This is a genomic window from Bradyrhizobium sp. Kon56 (assembly GCF_055807635.1).
The window spans coordinates 67,495-86,451 of the sequence record NZ_JBVVOU010000015.1; the positions used below are offsets into that span (position 1 = coordinate 67,495).

23 protein-coding genes are annotated in these 18,957 nt (G+C 64.2%); 8 read left to right on the forward strand and 15 right to left on the reverse strand.

Annotation, left to right across the window (positions count from 1 at the left end):
• Positions 1-75 precede the first annotated feature (75 nt).
• Entirely contained in the window at positions 76-228 is a 153-nt protein-coding gene (locus AC0L3B_RS23070) for a hypothetical protein (RefSeq protein WP_007590908.1), read from the forward strand.
• Here the strand turns inward: AC0L3B_RS23070 and AC0L3B_RS23075 are convergent, their stop codons facing one another.
• From AC0L3B_RS23075 to pxpB, 3 genes are read right to left on the reverse strand one after another with little or no spacing between them, the layout of a single operon-like run.
• Positions 229-999, reverse strand: a complete 771-nt coding sequence (locus AC0L3B_RS23075) for a LamB/YcsF family protein (protein ID WP_018457913.1) — start codon at positions 997-999, stop codon at positions 229-231.
• 32 nt (positions 1,000-1,031) lie between these two features.
• The gene (locus AC0L3B_RS23080; RefSeq protein WP_018457912.1) at positions 1,032-2,069 is read right to left on the reverse strand and encodes a 5-oxoprolinase subunit C family protein; all 1,038 of its coding nucleotides are present in this window, start codon (positions 2,067-2,069) and stop codon (positions 1,032-1,034) included.
• Positions 2,066-2,797 (reverse strand): 5-oxoprolinase subunit PxpB, encoded by a 732-nt coding sequence (pxpB, locus tag AC0L3B_RS23085; protein WP_085353084.1) that lies wholly within the window; start codon positions 2,795-2,797, stop codon positions 2,066-2,068. The genes AC0L3B_RS23080 and pxpB overlap by 4 nt, the downstream gene beginning before the upstream one ends.
• Before the next feature lie 247 nt (positions 2,798-3,044).
• Between pxpB and AC0L3B_RS23090 the strand changes: the two genes are divergently transcribed.
• Together AC0L3B_RS23090 and AC0L3B_RS23095 are read left to right on the forward strand one after the other, a co-directional pair.
• The gene (locus AC0L3B_RS23090; RefSeq protein ID WP_018457910.1) at positions 3,045-3,743 is read left to right on the forward strand and encodes a ribonuclease activity regulator RraA; all 699 of its coding nucleotides are present in this window, start codon (positions 3,045-3,047) and stop codon (positions 3,741-3,743) included.
• Positions 3,744-3,768: 25 nt separating this feature from the next.
• The gene (locus AC0L3B_RS23095) at positions 3,769-4,173 is read left to right on the forward strand and encodes a (R)-mandelonitrile lyase (protein ID WP_018457909.1); all 405 of its coding nucleotides are present in this window, start codon (positions 3,769-3,771) and stop codon (positions 4,171-4,173) included.
• 143 nt (positions 4,174-4,316) lie between these two features.
• Here the strand turns inward: AC0L3B_RS23095 and AC0L3B_RS23100 are convergent, their stop codons facing one another.
• The 3 genes from AC0L3B_RS23100 to AC0L3B_RS23110 all read right to left on the reverse strand — a co-directional run bounded on the left by AC0L3B_RS23100 (position 4,317) and on the right by AC0L3B_RS23110 (position 6,663).
• Complete coding sequence (locus AC0L3B_RS23100; RefSeq protein WP_473381104.1) at positions 4,317-4,667, reverse strand: hypothetical protein; 351 nt, start codon at positions 4,665-4,667, stop codon at positions 4,317-4,319.
• A gap of 177 nt (positions 4,668-4,844) precedes the next feature.
• Positions 4,845-5,708 (reverse strand): DUF2147 domain-containing protein, encoded by an 864-nt coding sequence (locus tag AC0L3B_RS23105; RefSeq protein ID WP_204511250.1) that lies wholly within the window; start codon positions 5,706-5,708, stop codon positions 4,845-4,847.
• 172 nt (positions 5,709-5,880) lie between these two features.
• Entirely contained in the window at positions 5,881-6,663 is a 783-nt protein-coding gene (locus AC0L3B_RS23110) for a transporter substrate-binding domain-containing protein (protein ID WP_018457907.1), read from the reverse strand.
• Positions 6,664-6,801: 138 nt separating this feature from the next.
• On the opposite strand from AC0L3B_RS23110, the gene AC0L3B_RS23115 reads away from it, so the two are divergent.
• Positions 6,802-7,299, forward strand: a complete 498-nt coding sequence (locus AC0L3B_RS23115; RefSeq protein ID WP_018457906.1) for a DUF1993 domain-containing protein — start codon at positions 6,802-6,804, stop codon at positions 7,297-7,299.
• A 33-nt stretch (positions 7,300-7,332) separates the two neighbouring features.
• On the opposite strand, the gene AC0L3B_RS23120 is transcribed toward AC0L3B_RS23115, so the two are convergent.
• The 6 genes from AC0L3B_RS23120 to AC0L3B_RS23145 all read right to left on the reverse strand — a co-directional run bounded on the left by AC0L3B_RS23120 (position 7,333) and on the right by AC0L3B_RS23145 (position 13,466).
• Complete coding sequence (locus AC0L3B_RS23120) at positions 7,333-7,812, reverse strand: hypothetical protein (protein WP_247336703.1); 480 nt, start codon at positions 7,810-7,812, stop codon at positions 7,333-7,335.
• A 185-nt stretch (positions 7,813-7,997) separates the two neighbouring features.
• A complete protein-coding gene (locus AC0L3B_RS23125) occupies positions 7,998-8,987 on the reverse strand; it encodes a hydroxyacid dehydrogenase (RefSeq protein ID WP_018457904.1) in 990 nt (329 codons plus the stop codon).
• 33 nt (positions 8,988-9,020) lie between these two features.
• Complete coding sequence (locus AC0L3B_RS23130; RefSeq protein WP_247336700.1) at positions 9,021-10,121, reverse strand: ABC transporter ATP-binding protein; 1,101 nt, start codon at positions 10,119-10,121, stop codon at positions 9,021-9,023.
• A 6-nt stretch (positions 10,122-10,127) separates the two neighbouring features.
• A complete protein-coding gene (locus AC0L3B_RS23135; RefSeq protein ID WP_018457902.1) occupies positions 10,128-11,039 on the reverse strand; it encodes a carbohydrate ABC transporter permease in 912 nt (303 codons plus the stop codon).
• Positions 11,039-11,977 (reverse strand): carbohydrate ABC transporter permease, encoded by a 939-nt coding sequence (locus tag AC0L3B_RS23140; protein WP_007590928.1) that lies wholly within the window; start codon positions 11,975-11,977, stop codon positions 11,039-11,041. Before AC0L3B_RS23140 ends, AC0L3B_RS23135 begins: the two co-directional genes overlap by 1 nt.
• Positions 11,978-12,125: 148 nt before the next feature.
• Positions 12,126-13,466, reverse strand: coding sequence for an ABC transporter substrate-binding protein (locus tag AC0L3B_RS23145; protein ID WP_026233460.1), 1,341 nt, complete (start codon positions 13,464-13,466; stop codon positions 12,126-12,128).
• A 483-nt stretch (positions 13,467-13,949) separates the two neighbouring features.
• On the opposite strand from AC0L3B_RS23145, the gene AC0L3B_RS23150 reads away from it, so the two are divergent.
• Both AC0L3B_RS23150 and AC0L3B_RS23155 read left to right on the forward strand, forming a co-directional pair.
• Positions 13,950-14,741, forward strand: coding sequence for a Spy/CpxP family protein refolding chaperone (locus tag AC0L3B_RS23150; RefSeq protein WP_018457899.1), 792 nt, complete (start codon positions 13,950-13,952; stop codon positions 14,739-14,741).
• A 111-nt stretch (positions 14,742-14,852) separates the two neighbouring features.
• Positions 14,853-15,230, forward strand: coding sequence for a response regulator (locus AC0L3B_RS23155; protein WP_026233459.1), 378 nt, complete (start codon positions 14,853-14,855; stop codon positions 15,228-15,230).
• Between the two features lie 61 nt (positions 15,231-15,291).
• Here the strand turns inward: AC0L3B_RS23155 and AC0L3B_RS23160 are convergent, their stop codons facing one another.
• From AC0L3B_RS23160 to glk, 3 genes are all read right to left on the reverse strand, one after another.
• The gene (locus tag AC0L3B_RS23160) at positions 15,292-15,456 is read right to left on the reverse strand and encodes a hypothetical protein (protein WP_162847220.1); all 165 of its coding nucleotides are present in this window, start codon (positions 15,454-15,456) and stop codon (positions 15,292-15,294) included.
• A 142-nt stretch (positions 15,457-15,598) separates the two neighbouring features.
• The gene (locus tag AC0L3B_RS23165) at positions 15,599-15,802 is read right to left on the reverse strand and encodes a hypothetical protein (RefSeq protein ID WP_018457896.1); all 204 of its coding nucleotides are present in this window, start codon (positions 15,800-15,802) and stop codon (positions 15,599-15,601) included.
• 143 nt (positions 15,803-15,945) lie between these two features.
• Positions 15,946-16,917 (reverse strand): glucokinase, encoded by a 972-nt coding sequence (gene glk, locus AC0L3B_RS23170; RefSeq protein WP_018457895.1) that lies wholly within the window; start codon positions 16,915-16,917, stop codon positions 15,946-15,948.
• Positions 16,918-17,171: 254 nt separating this feature from the next.
• Here glk and pncA point away from each other — a divergent pair, with 254 nt between their 5' ends.
• The gene (gene pncA / locus AC0L3B_RS23175) at positions 17,172-17,810 is read left to right on the forward strand and encodes a bifunctional nicotinamidase/pyrazinamidase (protein WP_018457894.1); all 639 of its coding nucleotides are present in this window, start codon (positions 17,172-17,174) and stop codon (positions 17,808-17,810) included.
• Between the two features lie 16 nt (positions 17,811-17,826).
• A complete protein-coding gene (locus AC0L3B_RS23180) occupies positions 17,827-18,942 on the forward strand; it encodes an alpha/beta fold hydrolase (protein ID WP_247336697.1) in 1,116 nt (371 codons plus the stop codon).
• Positions 18,943-18,957 lie beyond the last annotated feature (15 nt).

The following is an 18,957-nucleotide window of genomic DNA, read 5'->3' on the forward strand; positions in this document are numbered from 1 at the left end:
TATTTCCGCCGGTCTCTTGCCCGCCACCCCGGTTGATCCTTCATAATCGTCCGAATGGGGCGTTGGAGATCGACCATGCGCGAACTATCGGCGGAAGCCAGGCTGCACTTCTACGCCCGCTCGCTCTCGCGGCGGACCGGTGCGAGCGTGCATCATGCCGCAATGTACAGCGCCTTCGCCGTCATCGCCGCGATCGTGTTCGGCACGCTGTCGGTACACCCGTTCTGATCACGCTCCGCGCTTGAACGGCGCGACCTCGATCCCTGCATCCTTCAAAGCCTGCCGCAGACCGCGCGCGATGTCGACGGCGCCCGGCGTATCGCCGTGGATGCAGACCGTGTCGGTGCGCATCTTGATGACCTTGCCGGTGACCGAGACCACCGCGCCGTCCTGCACCATGCGCACCACGCGGTCGGCGATGGCCTTGGCGTCATGCAGCACTGCACCGGGCTTCTTGCGCGAGACGAGATTGCCGTCGTCCTCATAGGCGCGGTCGGCGAACACCTCGTGCACCATCGGCAGATTGGCGGCTTCGCCGGCCTTCACCAGCTTGGAATTGGCGAGCACGACGAAAATCAGGCTCGGGTCGACCGCCTTGATGCCGGCGGCGATCGCCTTCGCCGTCATGTCGTCCTCGCAGGCGACGTTGGAGAGCGCGCCATGCGCCTTCACATGCGTTACCTTGTGGCCGGCCGCGGTCGCGATCGCCTGCAGCGCGCCGATCTGGTAGGCGACGAGGTTCTCGATCTCGGAGGCCTTCAGGCCCGCGATCGGATGGCGGCCGAAGCCGTGCAGGTCGCGATAGCCAGGATGCGCGCCGACCGAGACGCCGCGCGCCTTCGCCAGCTCGACCGTTCGGCGCATGATGTCGGGGTCGCCCGCGTGGAAGCCGCAGGCGACGTTGACCGAGCTCGCCAGCTCGATCATGGCGGCATCATTGCCCATCTCCCAAGCGCCAAAACCTTCGCCGAGATCGCAATTCAGATCGATCGTCTTCATGGGTTGCTCTCCGTCTCTGGTCGTCTTGTCGTTTACGGCTCGGCCGCGACCTGCCAGGTCCCGGCGTCGACGGCACTGACAGCATAGCCCGCGACGTTGGCATCGCTGAGCGCTTCGATGTTGAGCGCCACGGTGTCGGCAGAACGCAGGCGATCGGGCAGGTTGCGGATCAGCTGCGCAAATTTCTTCGCCTCGTCCTGCGCCTCGGCCATGCTGACCGCCTTGAAGCGGAACGCCGTTCCCGCTGAGGTCTGCGCGAGACGGCCGACGTCGGCCGTGATCACGGTCGCGATCTTCGGGTAGCCGCCGGAGGTGCCGCGATCCATCATCAGCGCGATCGGCGCGCCGTTGCCGGGCACCTGGATGCTGCCGTTGACCGTGCCGTCGGAGACGATGTTGTGGCCGTGCAGATGCTTGATCGCGGGACCTTCCAGCCGGTAGCCCATGCGATCGGAGGTCGCCGAGATCTTCCACTCGCTGTCGAGGAACAGCGCCTTGTTGGCGTCGTCGAACTCGTCGTCCTGCGGACCCAGCAGGACGCGGATCGGACCGCTCGACGGCTTCGGCAGTTCGATGCGCTGTTCCGGTGCACCGCTTGCGGCATCGACGCTGAATTCGTCGTCGGCCTGCAGCGGGCGCGGGTAGGGGCTGCCGAGACCGGCACGGGCGTTGACTGCGAGACTGCCGAACACCGGCTCGCCCTTGATCCCGCCTTCGATCGCCAGATAGGTGAACGCACCGCCGCGAGCAAAACCCAGCGTCAGCGTCTCGCCGTCTTTCAGCGTCACCGATGTGTCCGTGGCGACCGGACTGCCGGCGATGTCCGCATTGCGCGGCGCGCCTGAGATCGCAACGCGCACGGCACCGTCGCGCGCGGTGAACGCGGCGCCGAACGGGCCGACCTCGACAGCGGCTGCGAACGGTTCGTTGCCGACAAGCGTGTTCGCCGCCGCGAGCGACAGGCGGTCCATCGCTCCGCTGACCGTCAGGCCATAGCGTTGCGCGCCATGGCGTCCGCCGTCCTGGACCGAGCTTGCCGGCCCGATGCTGGCGATCACGAGCCGGCTCATGCCACCACCTGCTCGGCAATGATCTCGCCGGCCTCGGCAGCGCGGTCCTGTTCCTCGAATGTCTTGTGGTCGATCGCGAAAAACGTCACGCGATCGCCGGGTTCGGTGAGGAAGGTCGGATTGCGGTGGAGCTGATAGGTCCGCACCGGCGTGCGGCCGAGCAGGTGCCAGCCGCTCGGGGCCGCCAGGCACTGGATTCCGGCCTGGATGCCGCCGATCGAGATCGTGCCGGCAGGCGTCAGCAGCCGTGGATTCTGCCGCCGCGACATCTGCAGGGATTTGTCGAGGCCGCTGAGATAGGACCAGCCCGGCGTGAAGCCGATCATGGCAACCTTGTAGTCGCCGGCGACGTGGCGCGCGACGATGTCGTCGGGTGTGGTGTTCAGCGCCTTCGCGACGTCCTCGAGGTCGATGCCGTGCTCGCCGCCATAGGCGACGGGAATTCGCCATCGGCGGGCCTTGGTGGCCGGCGGCAGCGGCTGGCTGGCGAGCGCGAGCAGCTTTTCGCCAAGTTCATCAAAGCCGATCTTGCCGGGATCGTAATGCACCAGCAGCGAGCGATAGGTCGGCACGGACTCGGTGATGCCATCGATCGGACTCGCTGCGAGCGCCTTGTCGAGCGCCAGCACGCGCTGGTTGGCGTCGTCGTCGATGGTACGGCTGAACTCGACCGTGACGGCGCTGTCGCCACTGGGCAGCAGGCGGGGCGGGGGAAGCGTCGCGGACATGGGCTGTCGAAATCGGGCTTCTGGAGATACGCGGGCTCGGCCTTGAGCTCCGCTTGTCCCTGCTTCGCGTAAATGCGCCCGCAAGTCCAATAAATTAATGCAGGGGGAGGCGATAAACCCTTGTTATCGCGACGCATAACTGCGCTGCGGCCCTGCATGATTGGTATCCTATTGGCCCTTGACGCAAGGCCCGCACCCCGCAAGATGCGCGCGTTCTTTCCCGCCCATCCGGAGCTCGTCTGTTTCCATGTCGCTGTCCCCCGAAGCCCGCAAGACCCTCGCCGGCATCACCACTGCCACCATCACCACGGTCCTGCTGAAGAAGGGCCTGCGCAACATCTGGATGCGCGGCGCGCGTCCGCTGCGTCCGGGTCTGCCGCGCCTGGTGGGACCGGCCTTCACGCTGCGCTTCGTGCCGGCGCGGGAGGATCTGGCGACGCCGGAGTCATGGTCGTCGCCGATCTCGACCCGCACCGCGATCGAGGCAATGCCGGAGGGCTGCATCGCCGTGGTCGACGCCATGGGCATCACCGACGCCGGCATCTTTGGCGACATCCTATGCGCGCGCATGATGAAGCGCGGCGTCACCGCACTCGTCACCGACGGTGTCGTGCGTGACGTCGAGGGCGTGCTCGGCACCAACCTGCCGGTCTGGTGCGACGGCTATGCCGCGCCGCCGTCAGTCGCCGGTCTGACCTTCGTCGGCTGGGGCGAGCCGATCGGCTGCGGCGGCGTTGCGGTGTTCCCGAACGACATCGTTGTTGCCGACCAGGACGGCTGCGTGCTGATCCCGCAGGCGATGCTCGAACAAGTGCTCAACGAGGGTGTCGAGCAGGAGCGGATGGAAGCCTGGATCGTCAACGAGGTGAACAATGGCGCGGTGCTCCCGGGCCTCTATCCCATGAACGCCGAGACCAAGGCGCGCTACGCAGCAAGCAAGAAGTAATCGGGAAAGAAGCGAGGTAATCCCAATGGAGATCACTGTTGCAGGCACGCGGCTGACCCGCCGCGCGCCCAAGGAAAATTTCACCGGCACCGTCTGGCAGGACCCGGTGATCATGGCGCCCGCGCCGGCACGGCTGAACTGCTCGCGTGTCTCGTTCGAGCCTGGCGCACGCACCAACTGGCATCATCATCCGCTCGGGCAGACCCTCTACGTCATCTCCGGTGTCGGCCGCGTTCAGACCAAAGGCGGGCCCGTCAGGGAGATCCGTCCCGGCGACACCGTCTGGATTCCGCCGGGTGAGGTGCACTGGCACGGCGGATCGCCGACCAACGGCATGTGCCATATCGCCATGCAAGAAGCGCTCGACGGCGTCTATTCGACGTGGCTGGAGCCGGTGAGCGACGCGGAGTATGGGGCCGCGTTGGGCTAGCTCTCGTGCCCCGGACAAGACGCATCGCCCCGCGGCGATGCGTCGCCGATCCGGGGCCCAAAACTTTTGACGGCATCAGGACTGCTGAGTCCCGGCTCTGCGCAGCAACGCTTCTCGTCGCTGCTTGTCCGGGGCACGACACCTTACATCCGCTCGGCGGTCCACGTTCCCGTGCACATGCTGCCGCGCCACGTGCCGGAGCCGGAGGTGCCGCTGAGGCGGCCGAAGCCGACGGCGCGCTTGATGCCGGTGCTCAAGGTGACATTGATGCTGCCGGCATCCGCGACGCGGCCCGACGCCGTCACCATTGCGCTGCTCGAGGCGATCTGACCGTTGTTGATGCCGATGGCGACGGTCGAGCCGTTGCCGCAGGTCTCGCTCGATGACGAGATGCGGACATTCCATGCGCCGTCGAATGTGCTGGCGCTGGCCTGCGCGGCCGGCAACGCGATGACTATGATTGTGGCGAAGAGAGACTTGCGAAATCCGTTCATGACACGCCCCTAGGGTTGATCATGCGGGGATCGTGTCACGGACGCGGAACCGGCGATGTGAGGGCTGTCACGCGCGCGACGGGCTCTGTGATGTCGCGCACATCCCCGAAAACGAGGGGCAAAAGCAAAAGGGCCCGCATTGCGGGCCCTTTGTCTCGGTCAGAGTGTCGCGGGAAGTCAGTTCACCCGCGTCCAGGTCTGGCCGCCGCAGAACATGCCGCCGAAGGCGCAGCCCTGCACGCGCAGGCGATCGGTGCCCTTCAGCGCGATGGTTGAATCGTAGGTCGAGCCGGAGTTCGGATCGAGGATCCGGCCGGACCATTTTGGGTCCTTGTTCTGGTCCTTGCCGGGCTTCATGTTGATCAGAACCTGCTCGCCATTCTGGTTCGATTTCGAATCGACCGAGTAGCCGCAGAGATTGCTGCCGCATTGCTCGATGCGGACCTTGCCTTCCTTCTCCTCGGTGAGCCAGACGCCGAGCGGTGAATTGAGGTCGCGCGTGGCCGCGGTTGCGGGAGCCGGCGGCGCGACGGCGGCCGACTGAACGGGAGCAGGCGCCGGGACGGGAGGCGGAGATGGCGCCGGCGGCGCGACTGCCACCGTCGGGGCAGCACTTGGGGTCGGCTGAGGCGGCGGCACAAGCGCCTCTTCGGCCGGAGCCTTGTTAGCCGTGGTGGCCGGAGGCGCTGGCGGGGCAGGAGGCGCCACGGCCACGGGGGCTTGGACGGGAGCTTGGACAGGGGCCTGCTCGGCCGCCGGCGGCGCCGTGACAGGTGTTGGGGCCGGCGCCGGATCGGCAGGCGGCTGCGGATCAGCCTTGGCCTGTTGCGGTGCCTGCGGGTCCGCTTTGGGAGCCCCCTTGGCATCGTTCTTGGCTTTCTTCGCCTTGCCCTGGCCGGTGTTGTCGTAGACGCCGGGGATTTGCACCGTGCCGCGGTCGGGATCAATGCGGATGGTGCGCCCGCCATAGTCGAAGGTGTACTGCGCCTGCGCAGCGGTGCTCGCCAAAAGGAATGCGGCCGTGGCCAACAGCTTCCTCATTTCGCATCTCCTGAAACAGGTGGTCCCCGCACCGACGCTTACGCCCCGGTTCGATCGCAAAAAGTGATCTAGATCACTGTCACCGTATGAGTCGTGGCTTCTGCGTTTCGGGTTCAATAACACCGGAGCCGGTCCAAAGTTTGGCCGGCACAAGCGACAGGAGGACGCGGCCCTAATCGAACCAGGCGGCGTAGATCTTCTTGTAGCTGCCGTCCTGCATCGAAATATGCAGCCATTGATCGACGAAGGCCTTCAGCGCCATGTCGCGCTGGAGCCAATAGGCCTTCTCGGAAAAATCGAACGGCTTGTCGGGATGCACCGCGCAGAGCACGCCTTGATGCTGCTTCTGCTGGTAGCGCGTCTCCGAGGCGTCGGTCATCATCAGGTCGGCATTGCCCTTGGCGATCTCGTCGAAGATCACGGTATTGTCCGGGAAGACGGTGATGTCGGCGTCCTTGATGTTGGCACGCGCGAAGCGCTCGTTGGTGCCGCCGGGATTGACGATCACGCGGGTGCCCTTCTTGTCGATGTCGGTGATGCTCTGGTATTTGCCGACATCGGCACAGCGCGCGATCGGCGTCTTGCCCTCGCGCATGATCGGCGTGGAGAAGAAGCCCTTCTTCTGCCGGTCGAGCGTGACCGAGACGCCGCCCATGGCGATGTCGAACTGATCGGCCTCGAAATCCTTCATCAGCTTCGGCCAGGCCGTCGGCACGAATTCGACCTTGACGCCGAGCGCCTTGCCGAGTGCCTCCGCCATGTCGACATCGAAGCCACTGAATTGCTGCGTCGTCTTGTCGAGATAGGTGAAGGGCTTGTAGTCGCCGGTCATGCCGACGCGCAAAGTGCCGCGCTTGACTATCTCGTCGAGGCGGGACGGCGCCGTCTGCTGTGCGTGGGCCGAAAGGTTTGCCAGCAGGACCACGGCCAAAGTCGCCAGAATTCGAATGGTCATTCGAACGATCATCTCTTTTCCACCCATGTCCAAGCTGTCATTGTGCAGCTCTCGAGGCCTGTCTTGAGGCCTGGATTTAGACCAGATGCCCGTCTCTGGCGAGGCGGAATTGAAGGGAATTTTGAAGTGACGATCTCAATGTATGACGCCTCGGTCGGACTCTTCGTGCCGTATCTGCGCAACCTCTCCGCATTGCTCGACAAGGGCGTTGCCTATGCCGAGGCCCGGAAGTTCAACCCGGCCGTCCTGCTCGGCATGCGCATGGCGCCCGACATGTACGATCTGGCGCAACAGATCGGCGAGGCCTGTCGCCACGCCACGGTCGCCGCGGCCTTGCTCGCCGACCGCGAGCCGGTGGCGCTGCCGGTGCTGGAGCACGACATGGCCGGGCTCCAGGCCCGCATCGCGACGTCAATCGAGTTCATCGAAAGCCTGCCGCGCGCAGAGATCAATGCTGCGGCGGAGCGGAATGTCTTCTTCAGGCTGAAGAACGGGACCGAGTTGCCCTTCACCGGGCGGACGCTGCTGCTGACCTTCAGCGTTCCGCAGTTCTTCTTTCACGTCACGACCGCCTACGACCTGTTACGGCACGCAGGCGTCGAGCTCGTGAAGAAGGATTATCTCGGACGACGATAAGCCGAACCGGCATCCACTTCGCGCGAGAGCGCGCTAGGCTTCGCCCTTGCGCTCGTAATCGGCGAGCGAGCTGCGGCCGGCGATCTCGCTGCGCAGCTCTTCGAAGCGCCGATGCGCCTCGTCCTCATGCGCGTCGACGAAATGCACCGCGGCTTCGCCGGTCATCGGGCCGCTGACCACGGGCACGGACTGCTCGCCGATGGTCTCGTGGACGTAGAACTGGCCGTCATCGCCGCGATGGACCGTCCATTTCAGACGGATCGCCACCATCGGCCCGGGGCCGACCTTGCTGTAGCCGTCGGCGTCGGCGTGCTCCGGCACCAGCGGCTGCTCCTCGACCACCGGATGCTCGTCGACCATCGGGTGCTCGTCCGCGACCCCATGCTCACCAGCAACCACCATTTCAGTCACGGTGACAGTCTCGGTCTCGCGCACGACGAGGACGGGTTCAGGATGCTCCAGGATGCTGGCGATGGTCGCCAACGCGTGGTCGGTCGGGTCGATCTCTGACAAGGGTCCATCCTCCAGCTCGACGCGGCCGGCAAGTCTGTCCCACCGCCGCCGCGGCCGGACCTATTACGCGGGTTTGATTAAGGCTGAGTGAGGGCTCGATCTGCACCAAAATGGGACTCATTCTGGCGTTCCGAAGGCGGGGGGCAGCCGCCCGCCCAAGAGAACCGCCTAGCCCGGAGATGCGCTCAGCCCAGGACATCCTGATTGATGATGTTCTGCCGGATAGGATCGCCGTCCAGCACACTCAGGATGTTGCGCGCGGTCTGCTCGCTCATCCGGCTCACCGCCTCGACCGTCACGCCGGCGACGTGGGGAGCCATGATGACGTTGGGCAGCGCGAACAGCGCGTTGCTGACCGGTGGCGGCTCCACCTCGAACACGTCGATGCCGGCACCGGCGAGCTTGCCCGAGACCAGCGCGTCGTACAGCGCCGCCTCCTTCACGATGCCGCCGCGTGCGGTGTTGATGAGGTAGGATTTCGGCTTCATCCGGCCGATCCGCGCCGCATCGAACAGGCCGACTGTCTCCGGCGTCTTCGGGCAGTGGATGGTGACGAAATCGGCGTGAGGCAGCGCGGCATCGAGATCGGCGACCGGCTCGCAGCCTGCTGCCTTGATCTCTGCGGCTGCCTTGTAGGGATCATAGACCTGCACATTCATGTCCATCGCCAGGCAGCGCTTGGCGGTGCGGGTGCCGATGCGGCCGAAGCCGATGATGAGGACGGTCTTGCCGTAGAGATCGAACGGCAGCATGCCGAGACGGTCCGCCCATTTGCCGTCTTTCACGCAGGCGTGCATCTCCTGCGCGCGTTTTGCCAGTGTCAGCATCATGAACAGCGCCTGTTCGGCGACCGAGGGCGAGTTCGCGCTGCCGGCGACCATCAGCGGCACCTTGCGGCGGGAGAGGGCGGGGACGTCGACGGCGTCGTAACCGACGCCGATCCGGGTCACCACCTTCATGTCCTTCGAGGCTTCGAGCTCGGTCTCGCCGAAAGCGGTGGCGCCGAGCGCCACGCCATGGACCGGCGCGTGGCTCTTCAGCAAGGCCTCGAAATCCCTGGCGGAGATCAGGTTCGGAAACTCGATGAGCTCGATATCATCTCGCTGGGTGAGGAGGGCGCGCGCCCCTTGCGACAAAGTTTGCGTGACAAAAATTTTCTTCTTGTTGGTCGACATCGTCCCTACCTGCGCGAGTTTCTTGGCCGGCCGTCACAAGACGGCGCCGGTCGCCTCGTTTAGCAGGTGCATATTGTTGAGGTCCATCGCCAAACGCATGGGTGCTCCGTCCTTGGCGCCCGCATTGGGATCGACACGGCCGCAGACGGGCGTGCCTTCCAGTCCGAAATAGACCAGCGTCTCCATTCCCATCGGCTCGGTGACATCAAGCACGGTGTCGAAGGTCTCGACACCCGGCTCGAGATGCGCATGCGATTCCGTGAGATGTTCGGGACGGATGCCGAGCAACAGGTTTTCAGATCGGGGCAGCGCGCTGTAACGGGCGGCGCGGGCCGGCGGCAACGGGAATGAGATGCGATCCGTCAGGCGGACGTTGAGCTTGCCGCCGACGTCCTCGAGACGGCACGGAATGAAGTTCATCGCCGGCGAGCCAATGAAGCCCGCGACGAAGCGCGTCGCCGGCTTGTGGTAGAGCTCGTTCGGGGTGCCGATCTGCTCGATCCGACCCTTGTTCATCACCACGACGCGATCAGCCAGCGTCATCGCCTCGACCTGGTCGTGGGTGACGTAGACCGTCGTGGTGCGCACTTTCTGGTGCACCTTCTTGATCTCGATCCGCATCTGCACGCGCAGCTTGGCGTCGAGATTGGACAGCGGTTCGTCGAACAGGAAGACCTTTGGGTTGCGCACGATGGCCCGCCCCATGGCGACGCGCTGGCGCTGGCCGCCGGAGAGCTGCTTCGGCTTGCGGTCGATCAGGTCGGTGATGTCGAGGAGGCGGGCGGCTTCCGTCACCCGCGCCTTGATCTCGGCCTTGGGATAGTGCTTGAGCCGCAGCCCGAACGACATGTTCTCCGCGACCGTCATGTGCGGGTAGAGCGCGTAGTTCTGAAACACCATCGCGATGTCGCGGTCCTTCGGCGGCACGTCGTTGACGACGTCCCCGCCGATCATGATGTCGCCGTCGGTGATGTCCTCGAGTCCCGCGATCATCCGCAAGGTCGTCGACTTGCCGCAGCCGGAGGGGCCGACGAGCACGATGAACTCATGGTCAGAGATGTCGAGATCGATGCCGCGCACCGCCTCGACGTCGTCGTAACGCTTGACCACCTTCCGCAACGCAACCTCAGCCATAAGACATCAACCCTTTGTGGCGCCGGCGGTCAGGCCGGCAATGTAATAGTCCATCAGGAAGGCGTAGATGACCAGCGGCGGGGCAGCGCCAAGCAGCGCGCCGGTCATGATCTGCCCCCAGTTGAAGACGTCGCCCTTGATCAGCGTGGTGGTGATGCCGACCGGCAGCACGAGCTGGTCGATGGATGTCGTGAACACCAGCGGATAGAGGAACTGCGCCCAGGACACGGTGAAGGCGAAGATGGTCGCTGCGATCAGGCCAGGGAGGGCAACCGGAATGAAAATCCGCGTCAGGGTCTGGAGCCAGGAGGCGCCGTCGATGAGAGCCGCCTCGTCCAGCTCCTTCGGGATCGAGGCGAAATAACCGATCATGATCCAGGTGCAGAACGGCACGGTCAGCGTCGGATAGATGAACACCAGCACGTACCAGCGGTTGAGAAGGGTGATGCCGGTGACGTCCTGGACCACCGCGAGCATCTTGAACAAGGGAATGAACAGGAGGCTGTCCGGGATCAGATAGGTGAGAAAGACCCCGGTCGCGAGCGTCGCCGAGCCCCAGAACTTCATCCGCGCCAATGCAAACGCCGCCGGAATGCTGATCAGCATCGTCACGATCACGACCACGATCGAGATCATCGACGAATTCCAGAAGAATCGCAGGAACTGGTTCGAGGTCAATAGCTCCACATAGTTCGACAGCGTCGGATGAAATACCCACCACGGATTGGTGGCGGCCGAGATCTCCGCGCTGCTCTTGAGCGAGGTGATCAGCATGTAGATCGGCGGGATCAGGAAGAAGATCGCAAACAGCACCAGGAAAAAGTAGGACCAGCGCAACGCCCAGGTGCGGTCGCGGCTCATGCTTCGAAGCTTGACCTTGCGTGTCGGTCCGGCCTTGTCGATTGCGAGCGTGCTCATCAGGCTTCGTTCCCACGTTTGTTGACATCGCGCAGGATGAAGACCGCTGCGACGGCGAGGATCGGCACCATGAACAGCGAGACGCAGGCGCCGAGCGGAATGTCGCTGCTCTGGATGCCGACCTGGAACGCCCAGGTGGCGAACAAATGCGTCCGGTCCAGCGGACCGCCGGAGGTGAGGATGCGCACGATGTCGAAATTGGCGAAAGTGACGATCAGCGAGAACAGCGTGGTGATGGCGATGATGTTGCGCATCATCGGCAGGGTGATGTGCCAGATCTTCTGCCACCAATTGGCGCCGTCGATCGCTGCGGCTTCGTAGAGCTGGTCGGGTACGGATTTCAAGGCGGCCAGGTACATGATCAGGAAGAACGGCGCGCCGTACCAGACGTTGACGAGGATGACGGAGAAACGCGCCCAGAAGGTGTCACCGAGCCACGGGATCGGACCGATGCCGAAGAACGACAGCGTATAGTTGAAGGCGCTGTAGGAGGGATCGAACAGCCACAGCCATGCCAGCGTGCTCATCGCCGGTGGGATCACCCAAGGCACCAGCAGCATGCCGCGCCATTTACGTTGCTTCTTGCCGGGAATGTTGTGGACGAAATGCGCGACGATGAAGCCGATCAGCGCCTTGAAGACCACGGCGGTAATCGCAAAAATGCAGGACTGTCTCACCACCATCCAGAACGTTTCGCGCTTGAACAGGAAGGTGAAGTTGCTGAGACCGACGAACTTCGTCATCGCCTTGTTCAGCGTCGCCAGGTAGACCGAATAGAAGGCGGGATAGAGCACGAGCAGGGCGATCAGGAGGATCAGCGGCAGCGTCAGGAAGAACGCGACGGTCGATTTCCGTCCCATTGCATTGCGCAGGCTCGCCCGTTTGCGCGGGCTCGCAGCTCGAGCGGGACGGCCTTGCTCAACGACGACATCGGCCATGACGTTAGCCTCTTTTGCAGGACACGTAGCAGGACATGTAGGACGGCGAAGCCGGCGCAGCCGTCGGCTTCATTCGGCAAGCGGATCGAGCGAGTGGGGCCTCGGCGGCTCACGCGCGAAGCGTGAACCGCCATGGCACATACCCGGCTCAGGTTCGCATGAAGCCTTCGCACTCGCCTTCGGCCCAGGCGAGCGCGGTTTCCAACTTCTCTCCTTGCGCAAAGCGCAGCGCCATCTTGGTCAGCGTCGCCTGGAAGTAGATCTGCTGGGCGATCTTCGGCGGCGCCGGAGACGCGGCGATCGACATCGTCTGCTGCTTGTAGGGATCCGGATAGTGGAAGAGCGTGCCCTTCGGCGGCCCTTCCTCGGCCCAGGTCTTGAACTTCGTCATGTTCGCGTAGGCCGGGAGATCGTACCCGCCGCTTGCCGCGACGAACTTCTCGATCGCCGCCGGCGAGGACAGGTGAACAAGCAAGCTCTTGGCCGCTTCCTTGTTCTTGCCAAAGGCCCAGACGCCCCAGAAGTACGGCAGGAAGGGCGCAAAACGTCCCTTCGGACCGGACGGGAAGCCGTGCGTCCAGCACTGTTCGGCGACTTGCGGTGCGTCGCGCTTGGCGACCGCCCAGGCACTCGGCGGATTCAGGATCATCGCCCCGCGGCCCGAGATCAGCCATTTGTTGTTGGAGGCATCGTCCCAGGACGGCGCGTCGGTGGGCAGGACGGCGATCAGCTTCTTGTAGAATTCGAGCGCCTGCCGCACTGCATCGGTCTTGACGGTGATATCGCCCTTGGCGTTGACGAGCTCGGCGCCGAACGACTGGAAGATCGCGCCGGCGGTGTCGACGCTGTCGGTGGTCTCGCCGAGACCGATGCCGAAGGGGAAGCCGGCCTTGTGGCAGGCCTCGGCCGCCTTCAGGAACGTCTCCATGGTCCAGTTGTCTGCTTTCGGCGGAGCGCCGACTGGATACATCTCCTGCACGTCGATGCCGGCGTGTTTCTTCATGAGATCTATGCGGGAGCAGGGGCCCTTGATCTGGCTTCCCGGCGTCGCGGGCACTGCGAGCCATTTGCCGCCCGACCGCCCGAGATATTTGACGGTGTCGTTCACCTCGCCGTTCTGCTTGATGAGCGGCTCCATGACGTCGTTGAGCGGTTCGAGATTCTCGGAATAGGCGTGCGGCCACCAGCTCGGCATCTGGAGAATGTCGTGACCGGACTTGGCCTGGGCTTCGGCCGCTGCCGTCAGCTCGATCTTCTTGTTGTTGCTGGTGATGTAGTCGATCGAGACTTCGACCTTCTCCTTCTCGCCCCATTCCTTGACGAGCGCGGTGGAGGCATCGTTGGCGCCGGGCACCCAGTGGTCCCAGAAGCCGATCGAGAGCTTGCCGGCGGCGTAAGCGCCTCGGACATAGGGCGCCGTGATCAGCGCCGCGGAGGACATTGCAGTGGCAGCCACAAATTGACGTCGCGTCAGTGTCTTGCGTGACATCTCGTTTCCTCGCTTGGGTGTTTTATTGTTCTGGCGTTCCTCTGAACTCTTCCGAGTTCTGCTTTTGATTTTCTTTTCGAAAGTTTCTTGTTCGACGTTTCTTGTTGATGCCGTCGGCTTCGAAGGCAAATTGGTAGCGCGATCAGATCATGATTGATTGCGTCTGTCGAGAAAACCGAACGGCTTGCGCCTAGAACTAACGTTGTGTCCGGGAACGCGGCAGCGCCCTCGACCTCATGCGCGGACCATGAACCACGGCCGGTTGTTTTGCGACGCACACTTGGCGCTGGCGCGCCCGACCGACATGTGCGCAATTACGCCGCAGTTTCCAAGGAGCCTGCATAAGCACCTCGCGGCAAACACTTTTCGGGCGTGGATAGCATTTGTCGGCGCCTAGACCTCGAAGCGGTGAAAACGATAGAGTTGCAGCTGGCGGGTGGTTCTCATCCCCAAGAGCCTAATCAGATCGAGATGGAGACCAGAATGATCAACCCGGCGCCGCCCGCGCGGCTTTACCTGCGACGATGGTTCGCGCTGGGGTCCGTTTTCGTGTTGCTGCTCGGCGCAGCCGCGGTGGCGAACGCTCAAGGCCTGGTCAAAGGGGTTCAGGAAGGAGCGGCGGCCGGGAACAAGGCGGCGGGTCCGGTCGGCGGCGTGCTTGGCGGCGCGATCGGCGGCGTGGTCGGTGTTTTCACCGGCGTGCTCGGCGTTGGCAATAATGGCAATCAGGCGCCTGCCGCCAGAGATCCGAGCAAGGATGCAAGCAAGGATGCGGCCAAGGACGCCAAGCAGGGCGCCGGCAAGGACAAAGATGCCAAGAGCGCCAAGGCGGGCAAGGGCGCCAAGGCGAGCAAGGAGGCGAAGAACGCGCCGCAGGACAAGGATGTCACGGTCCTCACCCAGACCGGCGCGCCGCAATTGACCGCCGACCAGATCGTCACCAACAGCGACTCCTATATCGAGCGGATCAAGACCGAGCTGAACCTCACGCCCGAGCAGGAGAAGCACTGGTACGGTTTCTCGAGCGCCATGCACTACCTCGGGCATAACGGTGCCGAGCGGCTCAACCTGCGGGTTGCGCGCGCCAAGCGGGATCCTCCCGACGACATCGTCGAGCAGATGCGCAACGAGGCCCAATTCCTGATCGACCGCGCTGCCGACCAGCGCAATGTCGCCGACGCCGCCGAGCCCCTCTATTCGAGCCTCGATGACAAACAAAAGCAGGTGTTCGTGCAGGAGATGGTGCGGCTCAGCCACGAACGAGGATTGGATTGATCAAGTGGAATCGGATCGGGCGGGTCGAATTAACGGACCCCGCCACGAATTCGTGAATCCTCTTCGCGATTCGGTTATGATTAGCTTGGGAAGCTGATGGGCGGGGTTGATATGGCGGACGGACTCTCCGTTTTCCTGGTCGAAGACGAGACGTTGATCCGGATGATGATGACGGACATGGTGGAGGAACTCGGCCACCACGTCATCGCGGAAGCGGATAATGTTCGGGACGCCAGCGCTTTCGCCATGACCGCGCAGTACGATCTTGCGATCCTCGACATCAATCTCAAGGGCCTCTACGTCGATCCGGTCGCCGATCTGATCGAGCGTCGCGGGAAGCCGTTTTTGTTCGCCACGGGCTACGGTCCGGAGCTGCTGCCGTCCTTGCTCAGGCGCCGGCCGATCCTGCGCAAGCCGATTTCGATCGATCAGCTCAAGGCGATGATCGATTCGATGTTTCCGGAAGCGGCAGCGAAGACGCCGAACTGAGACCAAAATGAAAATGGCCGCCCACAGGGGCGGCCATTTCGCGACGGAATTCGTCGCGGCTTCACATCAGGCCGGCGCCGAGATCGATGCCGCGCGCCATCAGGCCGAACGAGGCGACCAGGCCCGTGCAGCAAAACAGCAAGATGGTCTTGAACGAAGAAAACGAAGAATCGGCCAAACGCGTTTCGCTGGTGGCCGGCATCGCGGCGATCGAAATCATGCTCATGTTCATTCCCCCCTTTGTTGCCCCTGAATTGGATCAGGTGGGGAACTCCTAGAGCAAAAAGTTTGACGCGAGCTTTCGAGGGATCGTTAACGAAATCGCAATCGATACCGCATTTTCGGGCACTGGAGTGCGATCACGCGTTTCAGTGGCGCCCGTTCTTCAGCACCGTGGCGATGGTGTGGGCCGTCATGGCGGCGCGGTCCGAAGCGCGCTGGGCTGCGAGGCGGTCACGCGCCTTTTCCTCGATCAAGAGCTCGATCAGGGCCAGCCGCTTGCCCTCGTCGTCCGCCTCGAGCAGCAGGCGGTGATAGCGGTGATAGTCGAAACCCAGATCCTGCTTACGCATGTCACGCCCCCGCAACTACGCCACGCACAAGCTAGGATTGTTTCTCATCCGGGACGTGCGCGCAAGCACGATCCCGCGTCGCGCGCGCGTGCCGCGCAATCAGCTGTGCATGACTGGAACCCGCGGACGGAGGCGCGCGCCGTTTAAGGCTGGTTGTGCTCCGCGAACATCGTCAGGCCGAGGAAACTCGCATCAGGTTTCGTGACCAGTCTGGTCGGGATGTCGCGCAGATAGTCCTGGAAGCGTCCCTTGGCTTCGAAGCGCGCCCGGAATGCGGAGGCTGCGAGGAAGTCAGGAAAGCGCGGCACGATTCCGCCGGCGATATAAACGCCGCCGCGTGCGCCGAAGGTCACCGCGAGATTGCCCGCGACCGAGCCGAGGATGGCGCAAAACATCTCCAGCGTCTTGCGGCTGAGCTCGCAACTGCCTTCCAGGGCGGCCTTCGTGATGGCGGCAGCATCGCGATGCGGCACCTGAGCGCCTTCCACCTCGGCCAGCGCCTCGTACAGGCTTTGCAGGCCCGAACCGGACAACGCGCCACGCTCGATGGAGACATGGCCGAGGCGTCGGCGCATGCACGCGATCACGCGTTCCTCGCGCTCGTCCTCCGCCGGCAGGGTCGCGTGGCCTGCCTCGGTGACGACGGCCAGCCGTGAGCCGTGGCGCTCGACCAGGCAGGACACGCCAAAGCCGGTTCCAGGGCCAACCACCAGCAACGGCTCTCCGGGAAGGCCATCCTGTCCGCCGAGCGGGATCAGGTCGGCGGGCTGCAGGGCGGGCAGGGACCAGGCCACCACCTCGAAATCGTTAAGAACATGGACGCTGTCGAAGCCGAGGGCCGGCTGAAGCTCGTTGCCGTCGATGACCCATGGGCTGTTGGTCATGACGCAGCGGTTGTTGGTCACCGGTCCTGCGACGGCCAGCACGGCCCTTGGGGGCGGTTGGCCGTGGCAGCGACGCGCGAGAACATCGGCAATGGCTTCCCGGACGGTCGGGAAGTCTGCCACTTTGACGTAGTCGATCGGTCCGGTCTGATCGCCCTGACTGAGCGCGAAGCGCGCATTGGTGCCGCCGATATCGGCGAGAAGAATCTGTCCTGTCTTGCCGATGGTCATGTGCGTATGGCTGCCGCAGCCTTTCCGGCTGCGGGAACCGCTTCCTCCGCTCTATCCGATCGCAAGACGCGAACGGCTGTCAGAATCCGTCCCCGGGTGGATCTAGTCAACACGCATCAGCCCAAACCGTTGCATCCCGGGACCGACGGGGCGCATTCGCGCAGATCGCCGCACCTTCTCGTTGGTTGCGAAGCAGCCCGGGAAGATCGACACTGCAGACGTGCCTTCGGCGCCGCTCGCGCGGATGGCCTGGAATGGACCTTGCGATGAAGATTTCCGACCGCGACGTGCTGCTGGTCATCGACGTGCAGAACGATTTTTGCACGGGCGGGGCGCTCGCCGTGCCCGGCGGCGAGAAGGTCGTCCCCGCCATCAATCGGATCGCCCAAAAATTCGCCAATGTGGTGCTGACCCAGGACTGGCATCCCCGCGATCATGTCTCCTTTGCGCCGAACCATGCGGGCAAACAGCCGTTCCAGACCATCGTGCTCGACTACGGCGTCCAGGTGCTGTGGCCGAGCCATTGCGTGCAGGGCACCGCAGGCGCCGAATTTCATCGCGATCTCGACGTCACCCGCGCAAATCTGGTGGTGCGGAAGGGATTTCGGCGCGGCATCGATTCCTATTCGGCGCTGTTCGAGAACGACAGGACAACGCCGACCGGCCTGCTCGGATATTTGCGCGAACGCGAGTTGAACACCGTCTTCGTCGCCGGCCTCGCGTTCGACTTCTGCGTTCGCTTCTCGGCGGACGATGCCCGCAAGGCCGGGTTCGAGGTCGCCGTCATCGAGGACGCCTGCCGCGGCATCGATCTCGACGGCTCGGTGGCCGCGACCCATCAGAGTTTTCGCGAGCGCGGTATTTCGCTCGTCAGCTTCGAGGCCTTCCTGTGAGGACCGTGGGATAGCCATGGCGGAGAAGACCGGCAAACAGCTGCGCGCACCGGAGCCGGTCCCGGATGACCCGCTGCTGTGGCCGTTCGCTGCGGCGCGGATTGCCATGGACGCCTGCTTTGGATGGCTCGAGCGCGGCCCGTCGGAGCTGGCCGACAGCAGCCTGCCTTGGACCACGCCCAACTCCGTCGCGCTGGAGCTTGCGACCATGCGCCTGCGTAATTGCGCGCGGACGGGGGCCGGCCAGCCGGCACTGGTCTGCGCGCCCTATGCGCTGCACCGGGCCCTGATCGCCGACTTCGCGCCCGGCCACAGCGTTGTGCAGTCCCTGCAAAATGGCGGCATCGACCGGGTCTATCTCACCGACTGGCGCTCGGCCGCACCCGACATGCGCTATCTCTCGATCGACAGCTATCTCGGTGATCTCAACGTCGCCATCGACGAAATCGGCGCGCCGGTCGATCTCGTCGGCCTGTGCCAGGGTGGCTGGCTCTCGCTGCTCTATGCGGCGCGCTTTCCCGCCAAGGTGCGGCGGCTGGTACTGGCTGGCGCGCCCGTCGACCTCTCCATTGACTCCAGGCTGTCGCAGCTCGCCCGCAACGCGCCGGAGATGGTCTACGACCAGCTCGTCGCCCGCGGCGGCGGCAATGTCAGCGGCGAAGAGATGCTGCGGGTCTGGTCGAAGGCACCGAGCCGCGACGACATCGCGACGGCGCTGCAGAGCGACCTCTCCGGCGAGGACGGTGCGGCGCTGCTGGCGCGCTTCGAGCGCTGGAATGCCGAGCCCCTCAATCTGCCCGGCACCTATTATCTCGAGATCGTCAACTGGATTTTCCGGGAGAACCGGATCGCGCGCGGCCAGTTCACGGCACTCGGCCGCGGGATTGATCTGAAGGACGTGAAGGCGCCGGTCTTCCTTTTGGCCGGACTCGATGACGACGTCGTGCCGGCTGCGCAGGCGCTCGCCACCGCCGGCTTGCTCGGCACACCGCCGGCCTTCATTGCGGCGGCCTCCCAGCCCAGCAACCATCTTGGCCTGTTCATGGGCGCGCGGACCCACGCCCATGCCTGGCCCCGGATCGCCGAGTGGCTGCGCGACGATCTGCCCGGCATGCTGGCGCGCAGAGCCTGAGACTGCCTCAAGGGC

Bases quoted from the DNA above. Each gene is read 5' to 3' on its own strand.
- AC0L3B_RS23070 (WP_007590908.1), top strand. From the start codon at position 76: ATGCGCGAACTATCGGCGGAAGCCAGGCTGCACTTCTACGCCCGCTCG.
- AC0L3B_RS23075 (WP_018457913.1), bottom strand. From the start codon at position 999: ATGAAGACGATCGATCTGAATTGCGATCTCGGCGAAGGTTTTGGCGCT.
- AC0L3B_RS23080 (WP_018457912.1), bottom strand. From the start codon at position 2,069: ATGAGCCGGCTCGTGATCGCCAGCATCGGGCCGGCAAGCTCGGTCCAG.
- pxpB (WP_085353084.1), bottom strand. From the start codon at position 2,797: ATGTCCGCGACGCTTCCCCCGCCCCGCCTGCTGCCCAGTGGCGACAGC.
- AC0L3B_RS23090 (WP_018457910.1), top strand. From the start codon at position 3,045: ATGTCGCTGTCCCCCGAAGCCCGCAAGACCCTCGCCGGCATCACCACT.
- AC0L3B_RS23095 (WP_018457909.1), top strand. From the start codon at position 3,769: ATGGAGATCACTGTTGCAGGCACGCGGCTGACCCGCCGCGCGCCCAAG.
- AC0L3B_RS23100 (WP_473381104.1), bottom strand. From the start codon at position 4,667: ATGAACGGATTTCGCAAGTCTCTCTTCGCCACAATCATAGTCATCGCG.
- AC0L3B_RS23105 (WP_204511250.1), bottom strand. From the start codon at position 5,708: ATGAGGAAGCTGTTGGCCACGGCCGCATTCCTTTTGGCGAGCACCGCT.
- AC0L3B_RS23110 (WP_018457907.1), bottom strand. From the start codon at position 6,663: ATGACCATTCGAATTCTGGCGACTTTGGCCGTGGTCCTGCTGGCAAAC.
- AC0L3B_RS23115 (WP_018457906.1), top strand. From the start codon at position 6,802: ATGTATGACGCCTCGGTCGGACTCTTCGTGCCGTATCTGCGCAACCTC.
- AC0L3B_RS23125 (WP_018457904.1), bottom strand. From the start codon at position 8,987: ATGTCGACCAACAAGAAGAAAATTTTTGTCACGCAAACTTTGTCGCAA.
- AC0L3B_RS23130 (WP_247336700.1), bottom strand. From the start codon at position 10,121: ATGGCTGAGGTTGCGTTGCGGAAGGTGGTCAAGCGTTACGACGACGTC.
- AC0L3B_RS23135 (WP_018457902.1), bottom strand. From the start codon at position 11,039: ATGAGCACGCTCGCAATCGACAAGGCCGGACCGACACGCAAGGTCAAG.
- AC0L3B_RS23140 (WP_007590928.1), bottom strand. From the start codon at position 11,977: ATGGCCGATGTCGTCGTTGAGCAAGGCCGTCCCGCTCGAGCTGCGAGC.
- AC0L3B_RS23145 (WP_026233460.1), bottom strand. From the start codon at position 13,466: ATGTCACGCAAGACACTGACGCGACGTCAATTTGTGGCTGCCACTGCA.
- AC0L3B_RS23150 (WP_018457899.1), top strand. From the start codon at position 13,950: ATGATCAACCCGGCGCCGCCCGCGCGGCTTTACCTGCGACGATGGTTC.
- AC0L3B_RS23155 (WP_026233459.1), top strand. From the start codon at position 14,853: ATGGCGGACGGACTCTCCGTTTTCCTGGTCGAAGACGAGACGTTGATC.
- AC0L3B_RS23160 (WP_162847220.1), bottom strand. From the start codon at position 15,456: ATGAGCATGATTTCGATCGCCGCGATGCCGGCCACCAGCGAAACGCGT.
- AC0L3B_RS23165 (WP_018457896.1), bottom strand. From the start codon at position 15,802: ATGCGTAAGCAGGATCTGGGTTTCGACTATCACCGCTATCACCGCCTG.
- glk (WP_018457895.1), bottom strand. From the start codon at position 16,917: ATGACCATCGGCAAGACAGGACAGATTCTTCTCGCCGATATCGGCGGC.
- pncA (WP_018457894.1), top strand. From the start codon at position 17,172: ATGGACCTTGCGATGAAGATTTCCGACCGCGACGTGCTGCTGGTCATC.
- AC0L3B_RS23180 (WP_247336697.1), top strand. From the start codon at position 17,827: ATGGCGGAGAAGACCGGCAAACAGCTGCGCGCACCGGAGCCGGTCCCG.